This window comes from Siccirubricoccus soli, from assembly GCF_024178315.1.
In the GTDB taxonomy this organism is placed as follows: domain Bacteria; phylum Pseudomonadota; class Alphaproteobacteria; order Acetobacterales; family Acetobacteraceae; genus Siccirubricoccus; species Siccirubricoccus soli.
Window position 1 is genome coordinate 1 of the sequence record NZ_JAMZIK010000157.1, and the last position, 22,102, is coordinate 22,102.

Annotated in this window: 19 protein-coding genes; 1 reads left to right on the forward strand and 18 read right to left on the reverse strand. The window is 69.3% G+C overall.

Features of this window, described 5'->3' with window-relative positions; genetic code table 11:
• Positions 1 to 248 (forward strand): integrase core domain-containing protein (locus NJ376_RS22380; RefSeq protein WP_252955509.1); only part of this gene is annotated, 248 nt, incomplete at its 5' end.
• Positions 249 to 403: 155 nt separating this feature from the next.
• Here the strand turns inward: NJ376_RS22380 and NJ376_RS22385 are convergent.
• From NJ376_RS22385 to NJ376_RS22475, 18 genes are all read right to left on the reverse strand, one after another.
• Positions 404 to 808 (reverse strand): AtzH-like domain-containing protein, encoded by a 405-nt coding sequence (locus tag NJ376_RS22385; RefSeq protein WP_252955510.1) that lies wholly within the window; start codon positions 806 to 808, stop codon positions 404 to 406.
• Positions 809 to 989: 181 nt separating this feature from the next.
• Positions 990 to 2,015 (reverse strand): TauD/TfdA family dioxygenase, encoded by a 1,026-nt coding sequence (locus NJ376_RS22395; protein ID WP_305880015.1) that lies wholly within the window; start codon positions 2,013 to 2,015, stop codon positions 990 to 992.
• A gap of 80 nt (positions 2,016 to 2,095) precedes the next feature.
• The gene (locus tag NJ376_RS22400) at positions 2,096 to 3,058 is read right to left on the reverse strand and encodes a Bug family tripartite tricarboxylate transporter substrate binding protein (protein WP_252955511.1); all 963 of its coding nucleotides are present in this window, start codon (positions 3,056 to 3,058) and stop codon (positions 2,096 to 2,098) included.
• 7 nt (positions 3,059 to 3,065) lie between these two features.
• On the reverse strand, positions 3,066 to 3,860 hold the full coding sequence (locus tag NJ376_RS22405) for an FAD binding domain-containing protein (protein ID WP_252955512.1): 795 nt from the start codon (positions 3,858 to 3,860) through the stop codon (positions 3,066 to 3,068).
• Between the two features lie 15 nt (positions 3,861 to 3,875).
• Positions 3,876 to 6,263, reverse strand: a complete 2,388-nt coding sequence (locus NJ376_RS22410) for a xanthine dehydrogenase family protein molybdopterin-binding subunit (protein WP_252955513.1) — start codon at positions 6,261 to 6,263, stop codon at positions 3,876 to 3,878.
• A 120-nt stretch (positions 6,264 to 6,383) separates the two neighbouring features.
• Complete coding sequence (locus NJ376_RS22415) at positions 6,384 to 6,887, reverse strand: (2Fe-2S)-binding protein (protein ID WP_252955514.1); 504 nt, start codon at positions 6,885 to 6,887, stop codon at positions 6,384 to 6,386.
• 112 nt (positions 6,888 to 6,999) lie between these two features.
• A complete protein-coding gene (locus NJ376_RS22420) occupies positions 7,000 to 7,383 on the reverse strand; it encodes a hypothetical protein (protein ID WP_252955515.1) in 384 nt (127 codons plus the stop codon).
• Positions 7,384 to 7,407: 24 nt separating this feature from the next.
• Positions 7,408 to 8,442, reverse strand: coding sequence for an ABC transporter ATP-binding protein (locus tag NJ376_RS22425; protein WP_252955516.1), 1,035 nt, complete (start codon positions 8,440 to 8,442; stop codon positions 7,408 to 7,410).
• Entirely contained in the window at positions 8,439 to 9,431 is a 993-nt protein-coding gene (locus tag NJ376_RS22430) for an ABC transporter ATP-binding protein (protein WP_252955517.1), read from the reverse strand. Before NJ376_RS22430 ends, NJ376_RS22425 begins: the two co-directional genes overlap by 4 nt.
• A 3-nt stretch (positions 9,432 to 9,434) precedes the next feature.
• A complete protein-coding gene (locus NJ376_RS22435) occupies positions 9,435 to 10,364 on the reverse strand; it encodes an ABC transporter permease (RefSeq protein ID WP_252955518.1) in 930 nt (309 codons plus the stop codon).
• Entirely contained in the window at positions 10,364 to 11,305 is a 942-nt protein-coding gene (locus NJ376_RS22440; RefSeq protein WP_252955519.1) for an ABC transporter permease, read from the reverse strand. Before NJ376_RS22440 ends, NJ376_RS22435 begins: the two co-directional genes overlap by 1 nt.
• Positions 11,306 to 11,325: 20 nt before the next feature.
• On the reverse strand, positions 11,326 to 12,927 hold the full coding sequence (locus tag NJ376_RS22445) for an ABC transporter substrate-binding protein (protein WP_252955520.1): 1,602 nt from the start codon (positions 12,925 to 12,927) through the stop codon (positions 11,326 to 11,328).
• 176 nt (positions 12,928 to 13,103) lie between these two features.
• A complete protein-coding gene (locus tag NJ376_RS22450; protein ID WP_252955521.1) occupies positions 13,104 to 14,684 on the reverse strand; it encodes an ABC transporter substrate-binding protein in 1,581 nt (526 codons plus the stop codon).
• Positions 14,685 to 14,755: 71 nt separating this feature from the next.
• The gene (locus tag NJ376_RS22455) at positions 14,756 to 16,327 is read right to left on the reverse strand and encodes an ABC transporter substrate-binding protein (RefSeq protein ID WP_252955522.1); all 1,572 of its coding nucleotides are present in this window, start codon (positions 16,325 to 16,327) and stop codon (positions 14,756 to 14,758) included.
• An 11-nt stretch (positions 16,328 to 16,338) separates the two neighbouring features.
• Positions 16,339 to 17,913 (reverse strand): ABC transporter substrate-binding protein, encoded by a 1,575-nt coding sequence (locus NJ376_RS22460; RefSeq protein WP_252955523.1) that lies wholly within the window; start codon positions 17,911 to 17,913, stop codon positions 16,339 to 16,341.
• Between the two features lie 3 nt (positions 17,914 to 17,916).
• Entirely contained in the window at positions 17,917 to 19,497 is a 1,581-nt protein-coding gene (locus tag NJ376_RS22465; RefSeq protein WP_252955524.1) for an ABC transporter substrate-binding protein, read from the reverse strand.
• 11 nt (positions 19,498 to 19,508) lie between these two features.
• Positions 19,509 to 21,086, reverse strand: coding sequence for an ABC transporter substrate-binding protein (locus tag NJ376_RS22470; RefSeq protein WP_252955525.1), 1,578 nt, complete (start codon positions 21,084 to 21,086; stop codon positions 19,509 to 19,511).
• 42 nt (positions 21,087 to 21,128) lie between these two features.
• Positions 21,129 to 22,102 (reverse strand): ABC transporter substrate-binding protein (locus tag NJ376_RS22475; RefSeq protein ID WP_252955526.1); only part of this gene is annotated, 974 nt, incomplete at its 5' end.

Below are 22,102 nucleotides of genomic sequence, written 5' to 3' on the forward strand. Positions count from 1 at the left end.
GGACCAACGGTCAGGTCGAGCGAATGAACCGAACCATCAAAGAGGCCACCGTCAAGCGGTTCCACTACGAGAGCCACCAGCAGCTCCGACAGCACCTGGCCAACGTCATCATCGCCTGCAACTTCGCCCGCCGGCTGAAGACCCTACGCGGCCTCACACCCTACGAAGCTATCTGCAAAGCCTGGACAGAGGAGCCGTCCAGGTTCATCCATGATCCGCACCACCAAATCCCGGGACCAAACAACTAGAAAACGCAAGATCTGGAACAGCCTCCGACCTGATGGATCACGGCGGGATCCATCAGGTCGGAGGCTGCTCTAGTTCCCCATGACACCGCCGCGCGGCACCGCAGGGCCTTCCGCAGCAAAGGGCGGCGCTGGCTGAACAGGCGCGGAAGGCTGCGTCAGCGCTTCGGCACGCGGCCCGGGTCGCTCGGCGCCAGCAGTGAGACATGGGCAGAGACGACCTTCCAACCCACCTCCGGCAGGCGGACCATGATCTTGGTCTCCCGCCCGATCAGGCCGGTGTCCTGGCGCTCATATTCCAGATGGGTGCAGGCGAAGTCCTGGCCGAAGGCGGTGATATGGACCTTCCGCGTAGCCCGCGGCGCGTAGCGGGCGACGGAGCTGCGGAAGGCCATGATGGCCTCGATGCCATAGAGGATTTCCGTGATGCCGAAGCGCACGGTGCGCGGATCCGACCAGAAGGTGTCGTTCAGCACGACGCCGTCATTGGCGGCGATGGCGGCCTCGTAGCGGTCGAAGACGGCGCGGGCCTCGGCGATCACCGCCGGGTCGTCGATCTGCATCTGCTCTCCTGGGTGTCGGTGTAGGTGAAGATGGGGGCTCCGCCCCCCGTGCCCCCGGCAGGAGGCCCGTCGCGGGCAGTGCCCGCGACCCTGCACCTCCACCGGGGAGGGGACCCCTCCCCGGACCCCGGTGGGGGTTGGGTGTCGCAGCCCAGCGGCGTGAAGCGGGGCGCCCCTGGGCCTAGGCCGCCAGCAGCTCCCGCGCCGTCCGCCCGTGATTCCCGAAGCGGGTGAAGCCGAAGCGGAGCTGCATGTCCTCCACCCGCCGCAGCGACTCATCCTGCAGCCAGAGGCGCAGCATCAGCCGGCGCCGCTCCGGCTCCGGGTAATCCTCGAAGCCGCGGCGGGCGTGCAGCACGGTGTAGTTGTTGGCGAATTGGATGTCGCCCGGCTGCAGGTGGAATTCCAGCATCAGCGCCGGGTCCAGCGCGATGCGGTCGAAGGCGTCAAGCGCCGCCTTGCCCTCCGGCGACAACGGGATGCCGCTGCGCTGCTCTGCCCTGGTGATGTAGGAGCGGGCGTAGCGCGCGCTGACCGTGCCGTCGCTGGCCCGGGCGAAGACCGGGATGGGCGCGCTGATGGGCGGCTCCCCCGGGCCCTGCTCGCCCTTGCGGTCATAGGGGAAGCCGGCTTCCAGCAGGGGCAGCGTCTCCGGCATCTCCGCCAGCAGCCGGTTGTAGATGGAGAGCGCGCTGGTCAGCAGCGTCTCGCCGCCGGATTTCGCCTGCCGCAGGCAGAACAGCGCCACGAGGTCCGAATTGTCGCAATGCATGGAAAGCTCCGCCCGCACCTGATAGGCGCGGACATCGCCGCCATAGGTCTGGCCGCGGTCATAGACGCCGGCCATCAGCTCCGCCGCGGCATTCTGCGTCACCGCCTCGCCCAGATAGGTGCCAATGCCCCAATGGGCGAGGCGCGCCTCCTCCTCCGTGTAGCGCGCCACCGGCAGGCCGCGCAGCAGGGCGACGCCGCGGCCGGTACGGAGCTGAGCACGGATGGCGGCCAGCAGCCCGGCCCAGGAAGGCAGCGGGAAATCCTCCCGGGTCACGGCGGCCATGGGCAGCCCGCGCGCCTGCACACTGGCCAGCGCGGCCTCCAGCTCGGCGATCTGCTCGGCAGTGAGCTGGAAGCGCCAGCCCGGATCGGCTTCCATCTCGGCGCGGGTCCAGGCGGCGGGTTCGGTGACGGGGTGGCGCGATTGCGGCATGGCGGACTTCCTCCTGGGGGCTGTCGTGCAGCCTTCTGCCCGCAGCCTTGCCCTGGCCCAGGCGGAAGTCCAGAGAGGGGCTATTCCGGCCGCAGCCCCATGCGCTGGACCACCTCGGTCCACTTCTGGAGCTCGGACTCGACATAGGCGCCGAAGGCCTCGGGCGAGCCGCTTTGCGGCTGGACGCCCTGGGCGGCGAGGGGCCCGGCGACGTCCGGGCGCGTCATGGCGGCACGCAGCGCGGCGTTCAGCCGCTCGACCACCGACTTCGGCGTGGCGGCCGGCGCCAGGATGCCGCCCCAGCTCACCGTCTCGAAGCCCGGCACGGTTTCGGCGATGGCGGCCAGTTCCGGCGCTTCCGGCACCCGGTCCCTGGAGGACACGGCAATGCCGCGCACCCGCCCGGCACGGTGGTGCGGCAGCAGCACCGGCACGGTATCGAAATTCACCGGAATGACGCCGGCGATGAGGTCGGCGGTGGAGGGAGAGCTGCCGCGATAGGGCACATGGGTCAGCTCCACGCCGGTCAGGCTCTTCAAGAGCTCCATCGCCATATGGCCGGCCGAGCCGATGCCGGCCGAGCCATAGCTCATCCGCCCCTGCATCTCCTTCACATAGCCGAGAAATTCCGGCACGTTGCGCACCGGCACATCCGGGTGCACCGCCATGATCTGCGGCACCACGGAGACCGCCATGACGGGGGCGAAGTCGCGCCGCGCATCATAGGGAGTGCGGCTGCCATAGAGCGCCGGGCCCATGCCGTTCGGCCCGGCATTCGCCATCAGCAGGGTGTAGCCATCCGGCGCGGCGCGGGCCACCAGCTCCCCGGCGATGAAGCCATTGGCGCCCGGGCGGTTCTCCACCACCACGGTCTGACCGAGTGATTCGGTCAGGTGCGGCGCCAGCATCCGGGCGATGATGTCGCTGGCGCCGCCCGGCGGGTAGGGGATGACGATGCGGATGGGGCGCTGCGGCCAGGGGGCCTGGGCCAACGCAGCCAATGGCAGCAAGGCGCCGCCGAGGACCAGGCCACGGCGGCGCATCGCCGCCTCAGCCGGCGGCGGCGACGGCGCGCTTCGCCATCACCGTGACGAGATGCGCCCGGTATTCGGCGCTACCATGGATGTCCCCGTTCAGCCCTTCCGGATCCTGCTTGATGCCGGCGACGGCATCGGGCGACCAACTGGCGGCCAGGGCCTTCTCCATCTCCGCCTGGCGGAAGACGCCGGGGCCGGCGCCGTTGATGGCGACGCGCACGCCGGACTTCGTCTTCGCCACGAAGGCGCCGGCCATGACGTAGCGGCTGGCCGGGTTGCGCATCTTGGCGTAGCCGGCCTTCTCGGGGATCGGGAACTCCACCGCCACCAGCAGCTCGCCCGGCTCCAGCGCCGTGGTGAACATGCCCTGGAAGAAATCATCCGCGGCGATGCGACGCTTGTCCGTCACGATGGTGGCGTCCAGCGCCAGCACCGCCGCCGGGTAGTCCGCCGCCGGGTCGTTGTTGGAGACGCTGCCGCCGATGGTGCCGCGGTTGCGCACCTGGGTGTCTCCGATGGTGCCGGCGAGCGTGGCCAGGGCCGGGATCGCAGCCTTCACCTCGGCGCTGTTCGCCACTTCCTCATGCTTCGCCAGGGCGCCGATGACCAGCTTGTCGCCCTCCCGCCGGATGCCGCGCAGCTCGGCGATGCCGGAGAGGTCGATGAGGGCGCTGGGCTTGTTCAGCCGGTGCTTCAGCGCCGGCAGCAGGGTCTGGCCGCCGGAGATCGGCCGCGCATCGGGGTCGGCCGAGAGGAGCTTCACCGCGTCGGCGATGGATGTCGGCTTGTGGTAGGCGAAATCATACATGGTCCGATCCCCTGCTCATTCCGCGGCCATCGCCGGCCGAGCTGCGTGGATGATGCCCCAGATCTTCGGCGGAGTCGCCGGCATCTCGATATGGCGCACCCCGTAGCTCTTCAAGGCGTCCACCACCGCATTCATCACCGCGGGCGGCGAGCCGATGGCCCCCACCTCCCCGCAACCCTTCACCCCGAGGGGGTTGTGGGTGCAGAGGGTGGTGTGGGTGGCAACGCCCACCGCCGGCAGGTCCTCCGCCCGCGGCAGGCAGTAATCCGCCATGCTGCCGGAGAGAAGCTGGCCGGAGGCGTCATAGACGCAATTCTCCAGCAACGCCTGGCCGATGCCCTGGGCGACGCCGCCCTGCACCTGGCCTTCCACGATCATCGGGTTGATCACCCGGCCGACATCGTCCACGGCGGTGAAATTCACCACCTGCACATGGCCGGTATCGGGGTCGATCTCGACCTCCGCGATGTGGCAGCCGCCAGGATAGGTGAAGTTCTTCGGGTCGTAGAAGGCGGTTTCCTCGAGGCCCGGCTCCAGCTCCTCGATCGGGTAATTGTGCGGCACATAGGCGGCCAGGCTGATCTCGGCCAGCGACTTGGTCCGGTCCGTGCCAGCGACGCGGAAGGTGCCACGCTCGAATTCGATGTCCTCGACCGAGGCTTCCATCAGATGCGCGGCGATCTTCTTCCCCTTGGCGACGATCTTGTCCATCGCCTTGACCATGGCGCTGCCGCCGACGGCCAGGCTGCGGCTGCCATAGGTGCCCATGCCGAAGGGCACCTTGGCGGTGTCGCCATGCACCACATCCACCTGGGCGACGGACACGCCGAGCCGGTCGGCGACGAGCTGGGCGAAGGTGGTCTCATGCCCCTGGCCATGGCTGTGGGCGCCGGTGAGGACGGTGACGCTGCCGGTGGGGTGGACGCGGATGGTGCCCACTTCGTAGAGCCCGGCGCGGGCGCCGAGCGAGCCGACCACGGCGGAGGGCGCGATGCCGCAGGCCTCCAGATAGGTGGAGCAGCCGATGCCGCGCAGCTTGCCGCGCTTCGCCGCCTCGGCGCGACGGCCCTCGAAACCGGCCCAATCCGCCGCCTTCAGCGCGGCGTCCAGCGTCGCGGTGTAGTCGCCGCTGTCATATTGCAGGGCGACCGGCGTCTGGTAGGGGAAGGCGTCGTTCGGGATGAAATTGCGCCGGCGGATCTCGATGCGGTCGATCCCCGTCTCCGCCGCGGCGATGTCCACCAGCCGCTCCAGCAGATAGGTCGCCTCCGGCCGTCCCGCGCCGCGATAGGCATCGACCGGCACGGTGTTGGTGAAGACCGCCTTCACCTCGCAATAGATGGTCGGCGTGGTGTACACGCCCGCCAGCAGCGTGGCGTAGAGATAGGTCGGCACGCAGGGCGCGAAGGTGGAGAGATAGGCGCCCATATTGGCCTGCGTGTGCACCCGCAGGCCGAGGAACTTGCCGTTCGCATCCAGGGCGAGCGAGCATTTCGTCACATGGTCGCGGCCATGCGCGTCGGACATGAAGCTCTCGGTGCGCTCGGCCGTCCACTTCACCGGTCGGCCGAGCTTGCCGGCGGCCCAGGTGACGATCGCCTCCTCCGCATAGTGGTAGATCTTGCTGCCGAAGCCGCCGCCGACATCGGGCGCGACGACGCGGAGCTTCGACTCCGGGATCTGCAGCACGAAGGCGCCCATCAGCAGCCGGATGACATGCGGGTTCTGGCTGGTGGTGTAGAGGGTGTAGTCGCCCGTGGTGGCATCGTACTCGCCGATCGCCGCGCGCGGCTCCATGGCGTTCGGCACCAGGCGGTTGTTGGTGGTCTCGAAGGTCACCACCTTGGCGGCGGCGGCGAAGGCCGCATCGTTCACCGCCTTGTCACCGATATGCCAGTCATAGCAGATGTTGCCGGCCACGCCCTCATGCACCTGCGGCGCGCCGGGGGCCTGAGCGGCCTCCATGGTGGCGGCCGCGGGCAGCACCTCATATTCCACGGCGATCGCCTCGGCGGCGTCCTTCGCCTGGGCGCGGCTCTCGGCGATGACGACCGCGACCTGGTCGCCGACATGGCGCACCTTGCCCTCGGCCAGCATCGGGTGCCGCGGCTCGGCCATCGGCGAGCCGTCCTTGTTGTGGATCTGCCAGCCGCAGGGGATGCTGCCGAGCGCCGCCGTGTCGGCGCCGGTGAACACCGCCAGCACGCCCGGCATCGCGGCCGCCGCCGCGGTGTCGATCGAGGTGATCTTCGCATGCGCATGCGGGCTGCGGAGGATGTAGGCATAGGCCTGGCCGGGCCGGTTGATGTCGTCCGTGTACTGCCCGCGGCCGGAGAGGAAGCGCAGATCCTCCTTGCGCTTCACGCTGGCGCCGATGCCCTCGAAGGGTGTCACCACGTTCATGGTCCTGCTCCCCCCGCCCCGGCGCAGCGTGGCGCGGGGCTGAATTGCTTCTTCACCCGGCCTTGGCGGCCGTTGATGGTCAGCCCCGGCCGGGCCCGCACGAAGGCAGGCCCTTCCGGCTCATTCGGCGGCCGAGGCCAGCTCCGAGCGGCGGCCGTGCATCACCTCCTGCGCGGCGGCGATGGCCTTGACGATGTTGTGGTAGCCGGTGCAGCGGCAGAGATTGCCCTCCAGCCCCTCCCGGATCTCCTTCTCGGAGAGGCCCTGCGGGTGCTTCTGCACCAGGTCGATGGCGGACATCACCATGCCGGGCGTGCAGAAGCCGCATTGCAGGGCGTGATACTCGCGGAAGGCTTCCTGCATCGGGTGCAGGGTGCCGTCGGGCTTCGCCAGCCCCTCGATGGTGGTGACGTTGGCGCCATCGGCCTGCAGCGCCAGCATGGTGCAGGACTTCACGCTGTCGCCATTCACATGCACGACGCAGGCGCCGCACTGGCTGGTGTCACAGCCCACATGGGTACCGGTCAGCCGCAGCTTCTCGCGCAGCAGCTCCACGAGGAGGGTTCGCCCCTCCACCTCGACCGTGCTGGTCTTGCCATTCACGGTCAGCGTCACTTGCGGCATGCCGCGCCTCCCCCAAGAGTCTGCACCGGCGCGGCCGGGGGGCCGCGCGCCTGGGTGAAAGGTTGCCCCGGCCCCGCCTTCCGTCAAGCGTCACGACATGAAGGTGGCCGGATCAGCGGCGAGGCCCGGTCTCCGGCACGCTGCCGCCCGGGCGGTGCGGCGGCGCGGCAGGCGGCACCACGGTCCCGGGCGCTGGAATCAGCCGTTTCCTACCCCTGGTCGCCAGCACCAGGACGCCCAGCACCACGGTGCCGAGCGGCCACAGCGTCCACAGCACGGCGAAGGCCGAAAGCCCGAACAGGCCGGCCCCCATGGCCACGTCCGGATCCGGCCCCGACATGTAGTTGCTGACCAGCGCGCAGGTGCCGAGGCTGGCCGCCAGCATGAGGAGCTGAAAGCCGAAGAAGAAGCGCTTCACGACGCGGCCGAACAGGCCGCGCCGCTCGCGCACCTCCACCAGGACCGGCGGCGCCGAGGCCATAGGTGGCGCGGTCATCCGTGCCAAGCGCCGCCCCGGCCGTCAGGCCGGGACGACCAGCTCCCCGACCGCGGCCGCCAGCGGGTTCTCCGCATCCGGCAGGCTGTGCAGGTGGCAGGCCGCCACATGCCCCGCCCCGGCCGTGGCCGGCTGGGCCAGCTTCGGCTCCTCCACCCGGCAGCGGTCGAAGGCATAGGGGCAGCGGGTATGGAAGCGGCAGCCCTTGGGCGGGTTGATCGGGCTCGGCACGTCGCCCTTCAGGATGATGCGCTGGCGGCTCGCCCCCGGCTCCGGCACCGGCACCGCGGAGAGCAGCGCCTGGGTATAGGGATGCTTCGGCGCGGCGAAGAGGCTGCGCTTCGGCGCCACCTCCACGATCTTGCCGAGATACATCACGGCCACGCGATGCGTCATATGCTCGACGATCGCGAGGTCATGGCTGATGAAGAGCAGGGCGAGGCCAAGCTCCTGCTGCAGATCCTGCAGCAGGTTCACGATCTGCGCCTTCACCGAGACGTCGAGGGCGGAGACCGCCTCGTCGCAGACGATGAGGTCGGGCTCCGCCGCCAGCGCCCGGGCGATGCCGATGCGCTGGCGCTGGCCGCCGGAGAATTCATGCGGCCAGCGGTTCACCGCATCCCGCGGCAGGCGCACCGTGTCCATCAGCTTGGCGACGCGCTCGTCCAGATCCCTGGAGTCCTTCGCCAGGCCGAAATTGCGGATCGGCTCCGCCAGGATGTCCTTCACCTTCATCCGCGGGTTCAGCGAGCTGAAGGGATCCTGGAACACCACCTGCACCCGGCGCCGCAGGGGCCGCAGGCTGCCGGCCGGCATGTCGTCGATCCGCTTGCCGTCCAGCACCACCTGGCCGGAGGTGATGTCGAAGAGGCGGAGGATGGCCTTGCCGACGGTGGACTTGCCGCAGCCGGATTCGCCCACCAGCGAGAGGGTCTCGCCCTTCTCGATGCTGAAGGAGACGCCGTCCACCGCATAGACATAGCCGGTGGTGCCGCCGAAGAAGCCGGCCTTGATCGGGAAATGCTTCTTCAGGTCGCTGACTTCGAGGAGCTTGGTCATGCCGCGAGCGCCTCCTCCTTCAGGGCATAGTGGCAGGCGGCGACATGGCCTGGCGCCTTCTCCTCCAGCGCCGGCGCCACCTGGCGGCAGAGATCCGTGGCATGCGGGCAGCGGGTAGCGAAGACGCAGCCCGGGATCTTCGCCTTCAGGCTCGGCACCAGGCCAGGAATCTCGGCCAGCCGCGTCTCCTCCCCATGCAGGGAGGAGCCGAGCTTCGGCATGGAGCCGAGCAGCCCCTGGGTATAGGGGTGGCGCGGCGTGCGGAAGAGCGGACCGACCGCCGCCTCCTCCACCTTCCGCCCCGCATACATGACGATGACGCGCTCCGCGACCTCCGCCACCACGCCAAGGTCGTGGGTGATGAGGACGATGGCGGCGCCGACGCGGTGCTTCAAATCCCGCATCAGCTCCAGGATCTGCGCCTGGATTGTCACGTCGAGCGCGGTGGTCGGCTCATCGGCGATCAGCAGCTTCGGGTTGCAGGCGAGCGCGATGGCGATCATCACGCGCTGCCGCATGCCGCCCGAGAGCTGGTGCGGATACTCCTTCACCCGCCGCGCCGGCTCCGGGATGCCGACCAGGGTCAGCATCTCGATCGCCTTCTGCTCTGCCTGACTGGCCGAGAGGCCCTGGTGCAGGCGGAGGGTCTCGCCGATCTGCCGCCCCACGGTCAGCACCGGGTTCAGGCTCGTCATCGGCTCCTGGAAGATCATGCTGATCTCGTTGCCGCGGATCTGCCGCATCTCCCGGTCGGAAAGCTTCAGCAGGTCCCTGCCCTGGAACCGGATGGCGCCGGCGATCTTGCCCGGCGGCTCCGGGATCAGCCGCAGGATGGACATGGAGGTGACGGACTTGCCGCAGCCGCTCTCGCCGACGATGGCAACCGTCTCCCCCGCATTGACGTGGAAGGAGACGCCATCGACAGCGCGGTTGACGCCGTCCGGTGTACGGAAATGCGTCTGCAGGTTCTCGACTTCGAGCAGGGCCATGGTTCAGAGCCTCTTCGCCATGCGCGGATCGAGCGCGTCGCGGAGCCCGTCGCCGAGCAGGTTCACGGCGAGGACGGTGATGGACAGGAAGATGGCAGGGAAAAAGACGATATAGGGCTTCACCTGCCAGAGCGCCCGGCCTTCCGCCATGATGTTCCCCCAGGAGGGGATGATGGGCGGGGTGCCGGCGCCGATGAAGGAGAGGATCGCCTCCACGATCATCGCGCTGGCGCAGATATAGGTGGCCTGCACGGTGATGGGTGCCAGGGTGTTGGGCAGGATATGCCGCCAGATGATGACCGGCGTACGGGTGCCGGCCGCCACCGCCGCATCCACATAGGGCTGCTCCCGCAGGCTCAGCACCACGCCGCGGACGAGGCGGGAGACGCGCGGGATCTCCGCGATGGTGATGGCGATGATGACGTTCTGCACCGAGCCGCGGGTCAGCGCCATCAGCGCGATGGCCAACAGGATGGGCGGGATGGACATCAGCCCGTCCATGATCCGCATGACGATGCTGTCCGCCCAGCGGACGAAGCCGGAGACCATGCCGATGGCGAGGCCGATGACGGAGGACAGGATCGCCACCGAGAAGCCGACCAGCAGCGAGACCCGGGCCCCGTAGAGCACACGGGAATAGACGTCCCGGCCCAGCATGTCGGTGCCGAACCAGTACATGGCGGAAGGCTCGCGGGTGCGCCGCGCCGGCGCCAGGGCGGTGGGGTCCACCGTCCAGAGCAGGGGCGCGAAGACCGCGATGGCCAGCATGATCAGCAGCAGCCCGCCGCCGACCGCGATGGTGGGGTTGCGCCGGAGGAAGCCGATGAAGCCCTTCCGGGCCTTCACCGGCGGCAGCACATCCGGCATCTGGGGCGCCGCGGCGACGCTCTCGCGCGTCACCTCGGGCCGGGCAAGGACGGTTGCGGAGGCCATCAGTACCGGATCCTCGGGTCGAACAGGGTGTACATCAGGTCGATCGCCAGATTGACGATGACGTAGATGAAGCTGAACAGCAGGATCACGCCCTGGATCACGGGGTAGTCCCGCCGCAGGATCGCATCCACCGTGAGGCGCCCGAGGCCGGGGATGGCGAAGACGCTCTCGGTCACCACCGCGCCGCCGATCAGCAGCGCCACGCCGATGCCGATGACGGTGACGATCGGCACCGCCGCGTTCTTCAGCGCATGCAGGAAGAGGATGCTGCGCTGCCCGGCGCCCTTGGCGCGGGCGGTGCGGATGTAGTCCTGCTGCAGCACTTCCAGCATGGTCGCCCGGGTGATGCGGGCGATCAGGGCGATATAGACGCCGCCCAGCGCGATGGCCGGCAGGATGAGGTTCTCCAGCCAAGGGAAGAAGCCGTTGCTGAAGGCCGTGTAGCCCTGCACCGGCAGCCAGTCGAGCTCCAGTGCGAAGACATAGGCGAGCAGGTAGCCGACGACGAAGACCGGGACGGAGAAGCCCATCACCGCGAAGCCCATCACCGCGCGGTCGATCAGCGTGCCCTGCTTCCAGGCAGCGACCACGCCCATCGGCACGGCGATGGCGACGGCGAGGCAGAGCGTCAGGATCATCAGCGAGAAGGTCGGCTCCAGCCGCTGCTGGATCATCGTCGTGACCGGCAGGTTGGTGAAGATCGAGACGCCGAGATCGCCCTGCAGGATGCGGAAGACCCATTCGCCGAACCGCACCAGGAAGGGGCGGTCCAGGCCGAGGGAGGCGCGGATGCGCTCCACATCGTCGGGCGTGGCCTGGTCACCGGCGATGACCGCGGCCGGGTCGCCCGGCGCGATGTAGAGCAGCGAAAAGACGAACAGCGCGACGATCGCCATGACCGGGATCGTCGCCAGGATTCGTCGCACGATATAAGCGAACATTGCGCGTTACTCCCCGCGCTTCAGGACTTCGACACGCCCCAGAAGAAGGGCAACGGCCCCTTCACCACCCCGCTGACGTTGCGCCGCCATGCCTGGTAGCCAAGGAAGAAGCCGGTAGGGGCATAGACCACATTCTCCAGCGCGACGCGATTCAGCTTGCCCATCACCACTTTCTCCGCGGCCAGGTCCGGCGCGTCGAACCATTCGGCGACCGCCTGTTCCACAATCGGGATGTTTGGCCAGCCGAACCAGGCACCGTCGCCATTGGCGCGGATGGCGTTGTAGGCGGCCGGGTTCACGCAATCCGCCCCGGCATGCCAGCTGTGGAACATGGACCAGCCGCCCTGCCCCACCGGATTCTTCATCGCCCGGCGCTGGCCGACCGTGCCCCAGTCGGTCGCTACGAAATCCACATTCATGCCGAGCCGCTTCAGCAGGTCGGCGGTGACGTCGCCCATCGACTTGGTGATCGGCTGGTCCTGCGCGACGAGGCAGGTGACCGGCTGGCCGCTATAGCCGCTCTCGGCCAGCAGCTTCTTCGCCGCGTCGAGGTTGCGCGGCCCCTTGAGGACCTCGCCGCCTTCCTCGGTGTAGAGCGGCGTACCCGGGGTGAAGTAGCCGGGCAGCGCCCGCCACAGGTTGTTGTCGTCGCCGACCAGGGCGCGCATGTAGTCCTCCTGGCTCATCGCCATGAGGACGGCCTGCCGCGCCTTCAGGTTGCTGAAGGGCGGGGTCAGGTGGTTCATGCGGAAGCTGCCGATATTGCCGAGCGGATCGGCGATGTCGACGGCGATGTTGCGGCTGCGCTTCAGCGTCGGGATCAGGTCGGTGATCGGGTTCTCCCACCAATCCACCTCGCCGTTCTGCAGCGCGGCGGAGGCGGTGGCGGGGTCCGGCATGACATGCCATTCGATCCGATCGACCATCGCCCGCTTGCCGCCGGCAAGCCAGGAGGCCGGCTCCTGCCGCGGCACATAGCCGTCGAATTTGCCGAAGGCCGCGCGCGCACCAGGCACCCATTCGTTGCGGAGGAAGCGGAACGGGCCGCTGCCGACATAGTCGCTGATCTGGGTGAAGCTGTCGGTCTTCGCAATCCGCTCCGGCATGATGAAGCAGATCGGCGTGTTGGTCTTGCCCAGCGCGTAGGTCAGCTTGGGGTAGGGCTTCTTCAGCACCCAGCGGAGGGTGCGGTCATCCACCGCCACCAGCTCCTGCTGGATGACCTTCAGCATCTGCCCCATCGGGTCACGCGGCATCCAGCGGGTGATGCTGGCGACCACGTCCTTGGCCAGCACCGGCTCGTTGTCGTGGAATTTCAGCCCGGGACGCAGCCGGATGGTCCAGGTCAGGCCATCGGGGGAGACCTCCTCCCCCTCTACCATCTGCCGCTGCACGGCCAGCTTCTCGTCCACGCCATAGAGCGTGTCCCAGACCATGGCCGAAGCGTTGCGGACGACGTACTGGGTGCCCCAGATCGGGTCGAAATTCGCCAGGTTGGCCTGCGGCACGAAGCGCAGGGTCCGCGCCGCCGCCCCCTGGGAAAGTGCCGGGCCGGCCAGGCCGGCCATGCCGCCAAGAGCGCCGGCCGCTGCCGTCGCTTTCAGGAAATTCCTCCGCTCCATCGTCTCTTTGCCCCCAGCTTCCATGCCAGGCGCGGTTCCCATGCGCCCGGTTCAGTATCAGCCTGCCTCAGCCTTGGGCATTGCGCCAGCGCCCAACGCTGGAGGCAAGCCGCGGAAGGGGTGGGCCGCGGTAACGGACGGGGTGGCTTGCATGCCCCGTGCCAGTCACGGGGGCGTCAGCCCCGCTTCACACCCCAGAACAGCGGCGGGCCGCCGGTGACGAGGCCGGTCAGGCTGCGCCGGTAGGCCTGGGGCGGCCGCAGCAGGCCGAGCGGAATGAAGGGGGCCTCCTCCCAGACCAGCATCTGCAGCTCCTCGGCGATCCGCTTCTCCGCCGCCTGGTCGGCGGCCTCGAACCAGGCGTCGCGCAGCGCCTCCCGCCGCGGGCTGGTGGCCCAGCCGATCCAGCCCTCCTGGCCGTTGCCGCGCAGCGGCTGGTGGCTGCCGGGCACCGAGACGTCGAGGCCTTCCCAGGTGGTGCAGAAGATGTTCCAGCCGCCCTGCTCCGGCGGCTCCTTCTTCGCCCGCCGTTGCACCAGCGTGCCCCAGTCCATCGCCTGGAGGTCCACATTCATGCCGATGCGGCGGAGCGTGTCGGCACAGACCTCCGTCAGGGCGTTCAGGGTGGGGAAGTCGCTGGGAGCGAGGATGACGACCTTCTGGTTGCGGTAGCCGGCGGCGGCCAGGGCGCGCTTCGCCGCCTCCGGGTCGCGCGGGCCGGTCAGCACCTCCAGCCCCGCCGCATTGGCCAGCGGCGTGCCGGGCGTAAACACGCCTGCCGGCACGGTCCAGAGCGAGGTGTCCTCCCCGAGCGCCGCCTGCATGAAGGCGCGCTGGTCGATGGCGGGGAAGATGGCGCGGCGCACCGCCGGGTTGTCGAAGGGCGGGTGCAGGTGGTTGAAGCGCAGCATGCCGAGCGCGCCGGCGGTGTTCACCACCTCCACCGCGATGTCGCCATTGCGCTTCAGCACCGGCAGCAGGTCGGCCAGCGGCGTCTCCCACCAATCCACCTCATTCGCCTGCAGCGCGGCGGCGGCGGTGGCGGGGTCCGGCATCACGTGCCATTCCACACGGTCGAAATTCACCACCTTGCCGCCGGCGAGGAAATCCGGCGGCTCGTCCCGCGGCACGTAATGCGGGTTGCGCTCATAGGCCGCGAGGCTGCCCGGCACCCATTGAGAGCGGCGGAAGCGGAAGGGGCCGCTGCCCACCGGATCGGTGATCTGGGTGAAGGGATCGGTCGTGGCGATCCGCTCCGGCATGATGGCGCAGATATTGGCGGAAGGCTTGCCGAGCGCCCAGGCGAGGCCCGGCCAGGGCTTCTTCAGGATGATCTCGAAGCGGTCATCCGCCGTGGGTCGCATCTCCTCCAGCAGCATCGCCAGGCGTTGGCCGAGGACGTCCCGCTTCGACCAGCGGGCAATGGAGGCGATGCAGTCGCGCGCCCGGACCGGCTCGCCGTCATGGAAGTGGAGTTCGGGCCGGAGGGTCATGGCGTGGGTCAGGCCATCGGCCGAGACCTCATGCGCCGCGGCCATCTGCGGCCTGGCCTGGAAATCCTTCCCCAACCCGAAGAGCGTGTCATAGACCAGCAGCCCGTGGTTGCGGGCGATGGTGGTCGTGCTCCAGATGGGGTCGAGCGTCGCCAGGTTGCCCTGGGGCACGAAGCGCAGGGTGCGGGCATTGCCCTGCGCCAGCGCCAGGCGGGGGGCGGCCAGCGCCAGGACGCCGCCCTGCAACAGGCTCCGACGATGCATCGCTCCTCAATCCTCCGGCGGCGGCTTCGGGCGCCCCCTTGCCCCAGCCGGGCCGCGCGCGCAACCGGAGATTACGATTTGGAGATGTTCCAGAACACCGTGGCCGGCGCGCGGAACATGCCGGTGAGGTTGCGCCGCCAGGCCGAGGGCTGCCAGTAGAAGCCGAGCGGGACATAGGCCATCACCTCCATCGCCCGGCGGTTCAGCGCCTCGGCGATCCGCCTCGATTCGGCGGGGTCCCCGGTTTCCGTCCAGGCCGCCCGCAGCCGCTCGATCTCCGCATCCTCCGGCCAGCCGAACCAGGCCTGCGGGCCATTGGCGCGGAGGAAGAGGTGGAAGACCGGCAGGGACAGGCTGAGACCCGAGGAGGTGGTGTGGATGATGCTCCAGCCGCCGCGCTCCACCGGTTCCTTGCTCGTCCGCCGCTGGATCAGCGTGCCCCAATCCGCCGCGACGAGTTCCAGATTCATCCCGAGCCGGCGGATGAGGTCGGCGGTGACGAGGGAGAGGGCGTTGATCTGCGGGTAGTCGCCCGGCGTGATCAGCACCACCTTCTCGCCATTGTAGCCCGCGGCGGCCAGCGCGGCCTTGGCCTTCTCCAGGTCGTGGGTCTTCAGGATCTCGCTGCCCGCCTCATTGGCCAGCGGGGTGCCGCAGGTGAAGACGCCCTCGCAGGCCTCCCAGCCATCGGGCTCGTTGCCGGCCACGGCCCGCAGATAGTCCCGCTGGTCCACGGCCATGGCGACGGCGCGGCGGATGGCCGGGTTGTTGAAGGGCGGCTGCAGGCAGTTGAAGCGGCAGATGCCGTAGGTGCCTTCCAGCAGGCGCTGCTCCACCACCACCTGGCGGCTGCGCCGCAGCAGCGGCAGCAGGTCGTGCAGCGGGTATTCCCAGTAATCCTGCTCCCCCGCCGTCATGGCGCCGGCGGCGGTGCCGGAATCCGAGATGATGGTCCACTCGACCCGGTCGAGACGCGGGACGCGGCCGCCGGCGAGGCCATCCACCGGCTCCTGCCGCGGCTGGTACTGCTCGAATTTTTCCCACAGGGCGCGCTGGCCGGGATTCCACTCCTCCGGTCGGAAGCGGAAGGGGCCGCTGCCGATGGGCTCGCGGATCTGCTGGAAGGCGTCCGTCTGGGCGATCCGCTCCGGCATGATGAAGCAGGGGAATTGCGTCTGGCCGAGCGCCAGCAGGAGCAGCGGGATGGGCTTCTTCAGCCGGAAGCGGAAGCGGCGGTCATCCAGCGCCGCCACCTCCGCCACGCCCGGCCAGAGCACCTGCATGAAGGGGTCGCGCCGTGCCCAGCGTCGGATGCTGGCGACGCAATCCTTCGCCAGCACCCGCTCGCCATCATGGAAGCGCAGGCCCTCGCGCAGGGTGAAATTCCAGGTCAGGCCATCGGCGGTCGTCTCCCAGCCCTCCGCCATCTGCGGCCGGATCTCGCCCTTGGAATCCTGGGCGCAGAGCTGGTCATAGACCAGGAAAGCGTGGTTGCGGGTGACGACGGCCGTGGTCCAGACGGGGTCCAGGCTGGTGAGGTTGGCCTGGGGGATGACGCGGAGCGTCTTCGCCGCCCCTTGGGCCAGCACCGGCGCCGGCATGGTGGCCACCAGGCCGGCCTTGAACAGGTCACGTCGCTGCATGGGGGACGTCCTCAGCCGCGTTGCAGGTTCCAGAAGATCGGGAAGCCGGAGATCCGCCCGCGCAGCTCCCGCCGCAGCGCAGTATTGGCATAATATCCACCAAGCGGAATGAAAGGCAGCTCCGTCATCGCCACGCGCTGCATTTCCTCGGCGATGGCGCGCTCGGTGGCGATGTCCGGCGCCTCGAACCAAGCGTCGCGCAGCTCCTCCAGCTTCGGGATGCTGGGCCAGCCGGGCCAGGCGCCCGCGCCATTGCCGCGCAGCGGGAAATGGCCGGCGGGGCTGGCCGTGTCGAAGCCCTGGAAGCCGGTGCAGAAGAGGCTCCAGCCGCCCCTCTCCAGCGGCTCCCGGCTCGCCCGCCGCTGCACCACCGTGCCCCAATCCGCCAGCACGAGGTCGAGGTTCATCTCCAACCGCCGCAGCAGATCCGCCGTCACCTGGGTCAGCGCCGTCGGCGTCATGATGTCGGTGGGGCCGATGAGGCGGACCGGCTGGTTGGTGTAGCCCGCTTCCTTCAGCAGGGCGCGGGCACGGTCCAGGCTGCGGGGGCCGAGCAGCAGCTCCAGCCCTGCCGTGTTCGCCAGCGGCGTGCCGGGCGTGAAGATGCCGACATCCTCGACCCAATCCGCCGGATCCGGCCCGACGATCGCCATGGAGAAGTCGCGCTGCTGGATGGCCGGCAGCAGGGCGCGGCGCATCGCCGGGTCGTCGAAGGGCGGGTGCAGGTGGTTGAAGCGCAGCAGGTTCCACACCGCGCGCTCATCCAGCTTCTCTACCGCAATGGCGCGGTTGCGGCGGAGCAGCTGCTGCAGCTCGGGCGCCGGCTCCTCGAACCAGTCCACCTCGCCGGATTGCAGCGCCGCCGCAGCGGTGGCGGGGTCGGTGATGATGCGCCATTCGACGCGCGGGATGTGTACCTGCTTCGGCCCGGCGATCAGGCTGGGGGTGCCGCCCGGCGTCGGGACGTAGCCCTCGAATTTCTCATAGGCGGCGAGGCTGCCGCTGACGAACTCCTCCGCCTTGAAGCGGTAGGGGCCGCTGCCGATCGCCTCGCGGATCTGCTGGAAGGCATCCGTCGCCGCGATCCGCTCCGGCATGACGAAGCAGACGGGGGAGGAGGGGCTGCCGAGCCCGGCCAGCAGCAGCGGGAAGGGCCGCTTCAGCCGGAACACGATCCGCCGGTCATCGGCCGCGGTCAGCTCCTCGGTCAGCGTCTCCGCCTTCTGGCCGAAGGGGCTGCGCTTCATCCAGCGGCGGATGGAGGCGACGGCATCCCTGGCCCGCACCGCCTCGCCATCATGGAAGCGCAGGCCGGGGCGGAGGGTGATGGTGACGCGGCGGCCATCCTCCTCGGTGGTCGCGCCCTCCGCCATCTGCGGCTGCGGCCGGAACCCCGCATCCACGCCGAACAGCGTGTCATAGACCATATAGGCGTGGTTGCGGGTGACCGTCGCCGTGGTCCAGATCGGGTCCAGCGAGGCGAGGTTCGCCTGGGGCACGAAGCGGATGGGCCGCGCCGCCGCCGGCTGCGCCAGCGCCGGCAGCGGGAGGGCGGCGGCGAGGGCAAGCAGGTGGCGGCGGCGCATGGGTCAGGTCCTCCGGATGCCCCAGAAGATCGCAAAGCCCTTCACCCGGTCCACCAGATTCCGATGATGCGCGGTGATGGAGTAGTAGGCGCCAGTCGGGATGTAGGGCAGGCCCTGCATCGCCTCCGCCTGGATCTGCCGCGCCAGCGCCTTCTGTGCGGCAAGATCTGAGGCTTCGAGCCAAGCGGCGCGAAGCTGCTCCAGCTTCGGCAGATCGGGCCAGCCAGGCGCCGCCGCCTCGCCATCCGAGCGGAGCTGGGCATGGGTGACGGGGTTGATGAAATCCATGCCGGAGGAGGCGAAGCAGGCGATGGACCAGCCGCCCTGGTCCAGCGGCCCCTTGTTCATCCGCCGCTGCGCCACCGTGCCCCAATCGGTCAGCACGACATCCAGGTTGAGGTCGAGCCGCTTCAGCAGATCCGCCGCCACCTGCGCCTGGGCGGTGGTGGAGTTGATATCCGTGGTGCCGAGCAGCCGGACCAGCTGGCCATTGTAGCCCGCCTCCTTCAGCGCCTGCTTCGCCCGTTCGATGCTGCGCGGGCCCTTCAGCGGCTCGAGGCCGGCATCATTGGCCATCGGCCCGCCGGGGGTGAAGAAGCCGACATTCGCCTCGTACAGCTTCGGGTCCGGGCCGACGATCGCCGTCATGAAATCCTCCTGGCTGATGGCCTGGAGGAAGGCACGGCGGATGGCCGGGTTGTCGAAGGGCGGCTGGCGGTGGTTGAAGCGGAACTGGCCGGGCAGCGGCAGCGGGTCGATCGCCTCCACCGTCAGGTTGCGGTTGCGGCGGAGCAGCGTCTGGATCTCCGGCGCCATCTGCTCGAACCAATCGACCTCGCCGGCCAGCAGGGCCGCGGCGGCGGTGCCGGCATCGGGGATGATGTGCCACTCCACCCGGTCGAAATGCACGATCTTCGGCCCCGCCGTCAGGCCATGCGCGGCGACGGGGGTGGGGCTGTAATCCGGGTTGCGCTCCCAGACGGCGCGGTTGCCCTGGCGGAACTCGCTCATCACGAAGCGGAAGGGGCCGCTGCCCGTGGGGTCGCGGATCTGCTGGAAAGCGTCGGTCCCGGCGATACGCGCCGGCATGATGAAGGCGCTGGGATTGGCCGGCACCGCCAGCGCATCCAGCAGCATCGGGAAGGGCCGCTTCAGCCGGAAGCGCAGGCGGAGATCGTCGAGCGCCGCCAGCTCATCGGTCCGCGCCGCCAGGGCCTGGCCCATGGGGGAGCGGCGCATCCACCGCTTCAGGGAGGCGACGCAGTCATTCGCCGTCACCCGCTCCCCATCGTGGAATTGCAGCCCGGGGCGCAGGGTGATGATGCAGCTTTTGCCATCGTCCTCCAGCACATGCCCGGCCGCCATCTGCGGCTGCGGCCGGAACTGCGCATCCACGCCATAGAGCGTGTCATAGACCATGTAGCCATGGTTGCGGATGACGTTGGAGCTGATGGCGACGGGGTCGAGCCCACCGAGATCGGCCTGCGGGACGAAGCGCAGCACGCGCGACGCCGCCGGCTGCGCGATGGCGAAACGCGGCAGGGCGGAGGCCGCGGCCGCCGTCAGGATGGAACGCCGCTGCATGTCTCTCCCTCTCACACCCGCCGGATATTCCAGAAGATCGCCAGCCCCCGCACCCGGTCCGCCAAGTCCCGCCGCACCGCGGTCTGGGAGCGGTAGGCGCCGACCGGGATGTAGGGCAACTCCTGCATCGCCAGCACCTGCATCTCCCGCGCCAGGGCCTGGCGCTGCTCCAGCGTCGGCGCCTCGAACCAAGCGTCACGCAGGGCTTCCAGCCGGGGAATGTCCGGCCAGCCGAACCAGGCGCCGGCGCCATTGGCACGCAGCGTCGGGTTGGTGGCGGGGGTCAGGAAATCCATGGAGCTGAAGGCGAACATGGAGACGCTCCACCCCCCCTGGTCGAGCGGCCCCTTGTTGGTCCGCCGCTGCACCACCGTGCCCCAATCGGTCAACGCCACGTCCAGGTTCACGCCAAGGCGGCGGAACAGGTCGATGGCCACCTGGGTGAGCGCCGCGGGCACCAGGATGTCGGTCGGGCCCATCAGGCGGATGGGCTGGTTGGTGTAGCCCGCCTCCTTCAGCAGCGCCTTCGCGCGCTCCAGGCTGCGCGGCCCGCGCAGGGGCTCGAGGCCGGCATCGCTCGCCATCGGCCCGCCCGGGGTGAAGAAGCCGGCATCGGTCTGGTAGAGCGCGGCATCGGTGCCGACCGCCGCCTGCATGAAGGCTTCCTGGTCGATCGCCGGCAGCAGGGCGCGGCGGATCGCGGCCTTGTCGAAGGGCGGCTGCAAATGGTTGAAGCGCATCAGCGCCATCATCGGCAGCGGATCCATCGGCTCGATCGCCACATTGCGGCCGCGGCGGAGCAGCTGCTGGATCTCCGGCGGCGGCTGCTCGAACCAGTCGATCTCGCCGGCCTGCATCGCCGCCGCGGCGGTGGCTGCATCGGGGATGATCTTCCACTCGACACGGTCGAAATGCACCACCTTGGGCCCGGCGGTGTAGCCGGTGGCGGCGACCGGCGTCGGGCTGTAGCCCTCATACCGGGCGAAGGCGGCGCCGCTGCCGGCAACGAACTCATTCGCCAGGAAGCGATAGGGCCCGCTGCCCACCACCTCGCGCAGCTGGGTGAAGGCATCGGTCTTCGCCAGCCGCTCCGGCATGATGAAGCAGGGCGGCGCCACCGGGCTGCCCAGCGCCTCCAGCAGCAGCGGATAGGGCTTCTTCAGGCGGAATTGCAGGCGCCGGTCGTCCAGCGCCGCGATCTCCTCCACCAGCGGCGCCAGCTTCTGGCCCATGGCATGGCGGGTGATCCAGCGCCGGATGCTGGCCACCGCATCGCGCGCCAGCACCTTCTTGCCATCGTGGAATGTCAGCCCCTCGCGCAGGGTGATGGTGACCCGGCGGCCCTCCTCCGCCTCCTCATGGCCCGCCGCCATCTGCGGCTGCGGGCGGAAACCCGCATCGCTGCCATAGAGCGTGTCATAGACCATGTAGCCCATGTTCCGGGTGACATTGGACGTCGTCCAGACCGGGTCCAGGGAGGAGAGGTCCGCCTGCGGCACGAAGCGCAGCAGCCTTGGCCGCTGCGCCAGCGCCGGCGCGGCGAAGGCGGCGGCCGTGCCCGCCGCCAGCAATCCGCGCCGCCCGATCATGAATGTGCCCCCCGCGCGCTACGCAGGGCACATCCGCGCGCGCTACGCACGACGCATGTTCCAGAACAGCGCGAAGCCCGGCACGCGGTTGGTGAGGTTGCGGCGGAAGGAGGTCATGGAGGTATAGGCGCCGACCGGGATGTAGGGCACCTCGTCCAGCACCGTGAGCTGGATCTCCCGCGCCAGCTTCTTCTGCATGTCCATGTCCGGCGCCTCGAACCAGGCGTCGCGCAGCTCCTCCAGCTTCGGGATGGAGGGCCAGCCGAACCAGGCCGCGTTGCCATGGCCGCGCAGCGGGGAATTGCCCGCAGGATCGGCCATCTCGAAACTGGCGAAGGCGGTGAGGAAGATGCTCCAGCCGCCCTTTTCCAGGCTTTCCCGGCTGGCCCGGCGTTGCACCACGCTGCCCCAATCGGTCAGCACGAAGTCGAGGTTGACATCCAGCCGCCGCAGCATGTCGCCAGCCACCTGGGTCATCGCGGCAGGCGCCAGGATGTCCGTCGGGCCGATCAGGCGGATGAGCTGGTTGGTATAGCCCGCCTCCTTCAGCAGCTGCTTCGCCTTCGCTAGGCTGCGCGGGCCGGCCAGCGCCTCCATCCCCGCATCGGTCGCCAGCGGCGTGTCCGGGGTGAAGACGCCCATCTGCGACCAGAGCTGCGGGTCGGGCCCGACGATCGCCGTCATGTAGTCCTCCTGGTTCACGGCCGGGAGGAGCGCCTGGCGCATCTTCTTGTCGTTGAAGGGCGGGATCAGGTGATTGAAGCGCAGGATCGACGGGTTCTTCAGCCGGTCGATCGGCTCCACCGTGATCTGGCGGTTGCGGCGGAAGAGCTGCTGGATCTCCGGCGGCGGCTGCTCGGACCAGTCGATCTCGCCATTCTGCAGCGCGGCGGAGGCGGTGGCCGGATCGGTGATGATGTGCCATTCGACGCGGTCGAAATAGGCCACCTTCGGGCCGGCGGTCAGGCTCGGCGTGCCGCTCGCCACCGGCTGGTAGTCCGGGTTGCGGGCATAGG

Excerpts from the sequence above, each read along its gene's own strand:
- NJ376_RS22385 (WP_252955510.1), bottom strand. The coding sequence starts at position 808 with ATGCAGATCGACGACCCGGCGGTGATCGCCGAGGCCCGCGCCGTCTTC.
- NJ376_RS22470 (WP_252955525.1), bottom strand. The coding sequence starts at position 21,086 with ATGATCGGGCGGCGCGGATTGCTGGCGGCGGGCACGGCCGCCGCCTTC.
- NJ376_RS22430 (WP_252955517.1), bottom strand. The coding sequence starts at position 9,431 with ATGGCCCTGCTCGAAGTCGAGAACCTGCAGACGCATTTCCGTACACCG.
- NJ376_RS22460 (WP_252955523.1), bottom strand. The coding sequence starts at position 17,913 with ATGCGCCGCCGCCACCTGCTTGCCCTCGCCGCCGCCCTCCCGCTGCCG.
- NJ376_RS22395 (WP_305880015.1), bottom strand. The coding sequence starts at position 2,015 with ATGCCGCAATCGCGCCACCCCGTCACCGAACCCGCCGCCTGGACCCGC.
- NJ376_RS22450 (WP_252955521.1), bottom strand. The coding sequence starts at position 14,684 with ATGCATCGTCGGAGCCTGTTGCAGGGCGGCGTCCTGGCGCTGGCCGCC.
- NJ376_RS22400 (WP_252955511.1), bottom strand. The coding sequence starts at position 3,058 with ATGCGCCGCCGTGGCCTGGTCCTCGGCGGCGCCTTGCTGCCATTGGCT.
- NJ376_RS22425 (WP_252955516.1), bottom strand. The coding sequence starts at position 8,442 with ATGACCAAGCTCCTCGAAGTCAGCGACCTGAAGAAGCATTTCCCGATC.
- NJ376_RS22410 (WP_252955513.1), bottom strand. The coding sequence starts at position 6,263 with ATGAACGTGGTGACACCCTTCGAGGGCATCGGCGCCAGCGTGAAGCGC.
- NJ376_RS22445 (WP_252955520.1), bottom strand. The coding sequence starts at position 12,927 with ATGGAGCGGAGGAATTTCCTGAAAGCGACGGCAGCGGCCGGCGCTCTT.
- NJ376_RS22405 (WP_252955512.1), bottom strand. The coding sequence starts at position 3,860 with ATGTATGATTTCGCCTACCACAAGCCGACATCCATCGCCGACGCGGTG.
- NJ376_RS22435 (WP_252955518.1), bottom strand. The coding sequence starts at position 10,364 with ATGGCCTCCGCAACCGTCCTTGCCCGGCCCGAGGTGACGCGCGAGAGC.
- NJ376_RS22465 (WP_252955524.1), bottom strand. The coding sequence starts at position 19,497 with ATGCAGCGGCGTTCCATCCTGACGGCGGCCGCGGCCTCCGCCCTGCCG.
- NJ376_RS22455 (WP_252955522.1), bottom strand. The coding sequence starts at position 16,327 with ATGCAGCGACGTGACCTGTTCAAGGCCGGCCTGGTGGCCACCATGCCG.
- NJ376_RS22415 (WP_252955514.1), bottom strand. The coding sequence starts at position 6,887 with ATGCCGCAAGTGACGCTGACCGTGAATGGCAAGACCAGCACGGTCGAG.
- NJ376_RS22440 (WP_252955519.1), bottom strand. The coding sequence starts at position 11,305 with ATGTTCGCTTATATCGTGCGACGAATCCTGGCGACGATCCCGGTCATG.
- NJ376_RS22420 (WP_252955515.1), bottom strand. The coding sequence starts at position 7,383 with ATGACCGCGCCACCTATGGCCTCGGCGCCGCCGGTCCTGGTGGAGGTG.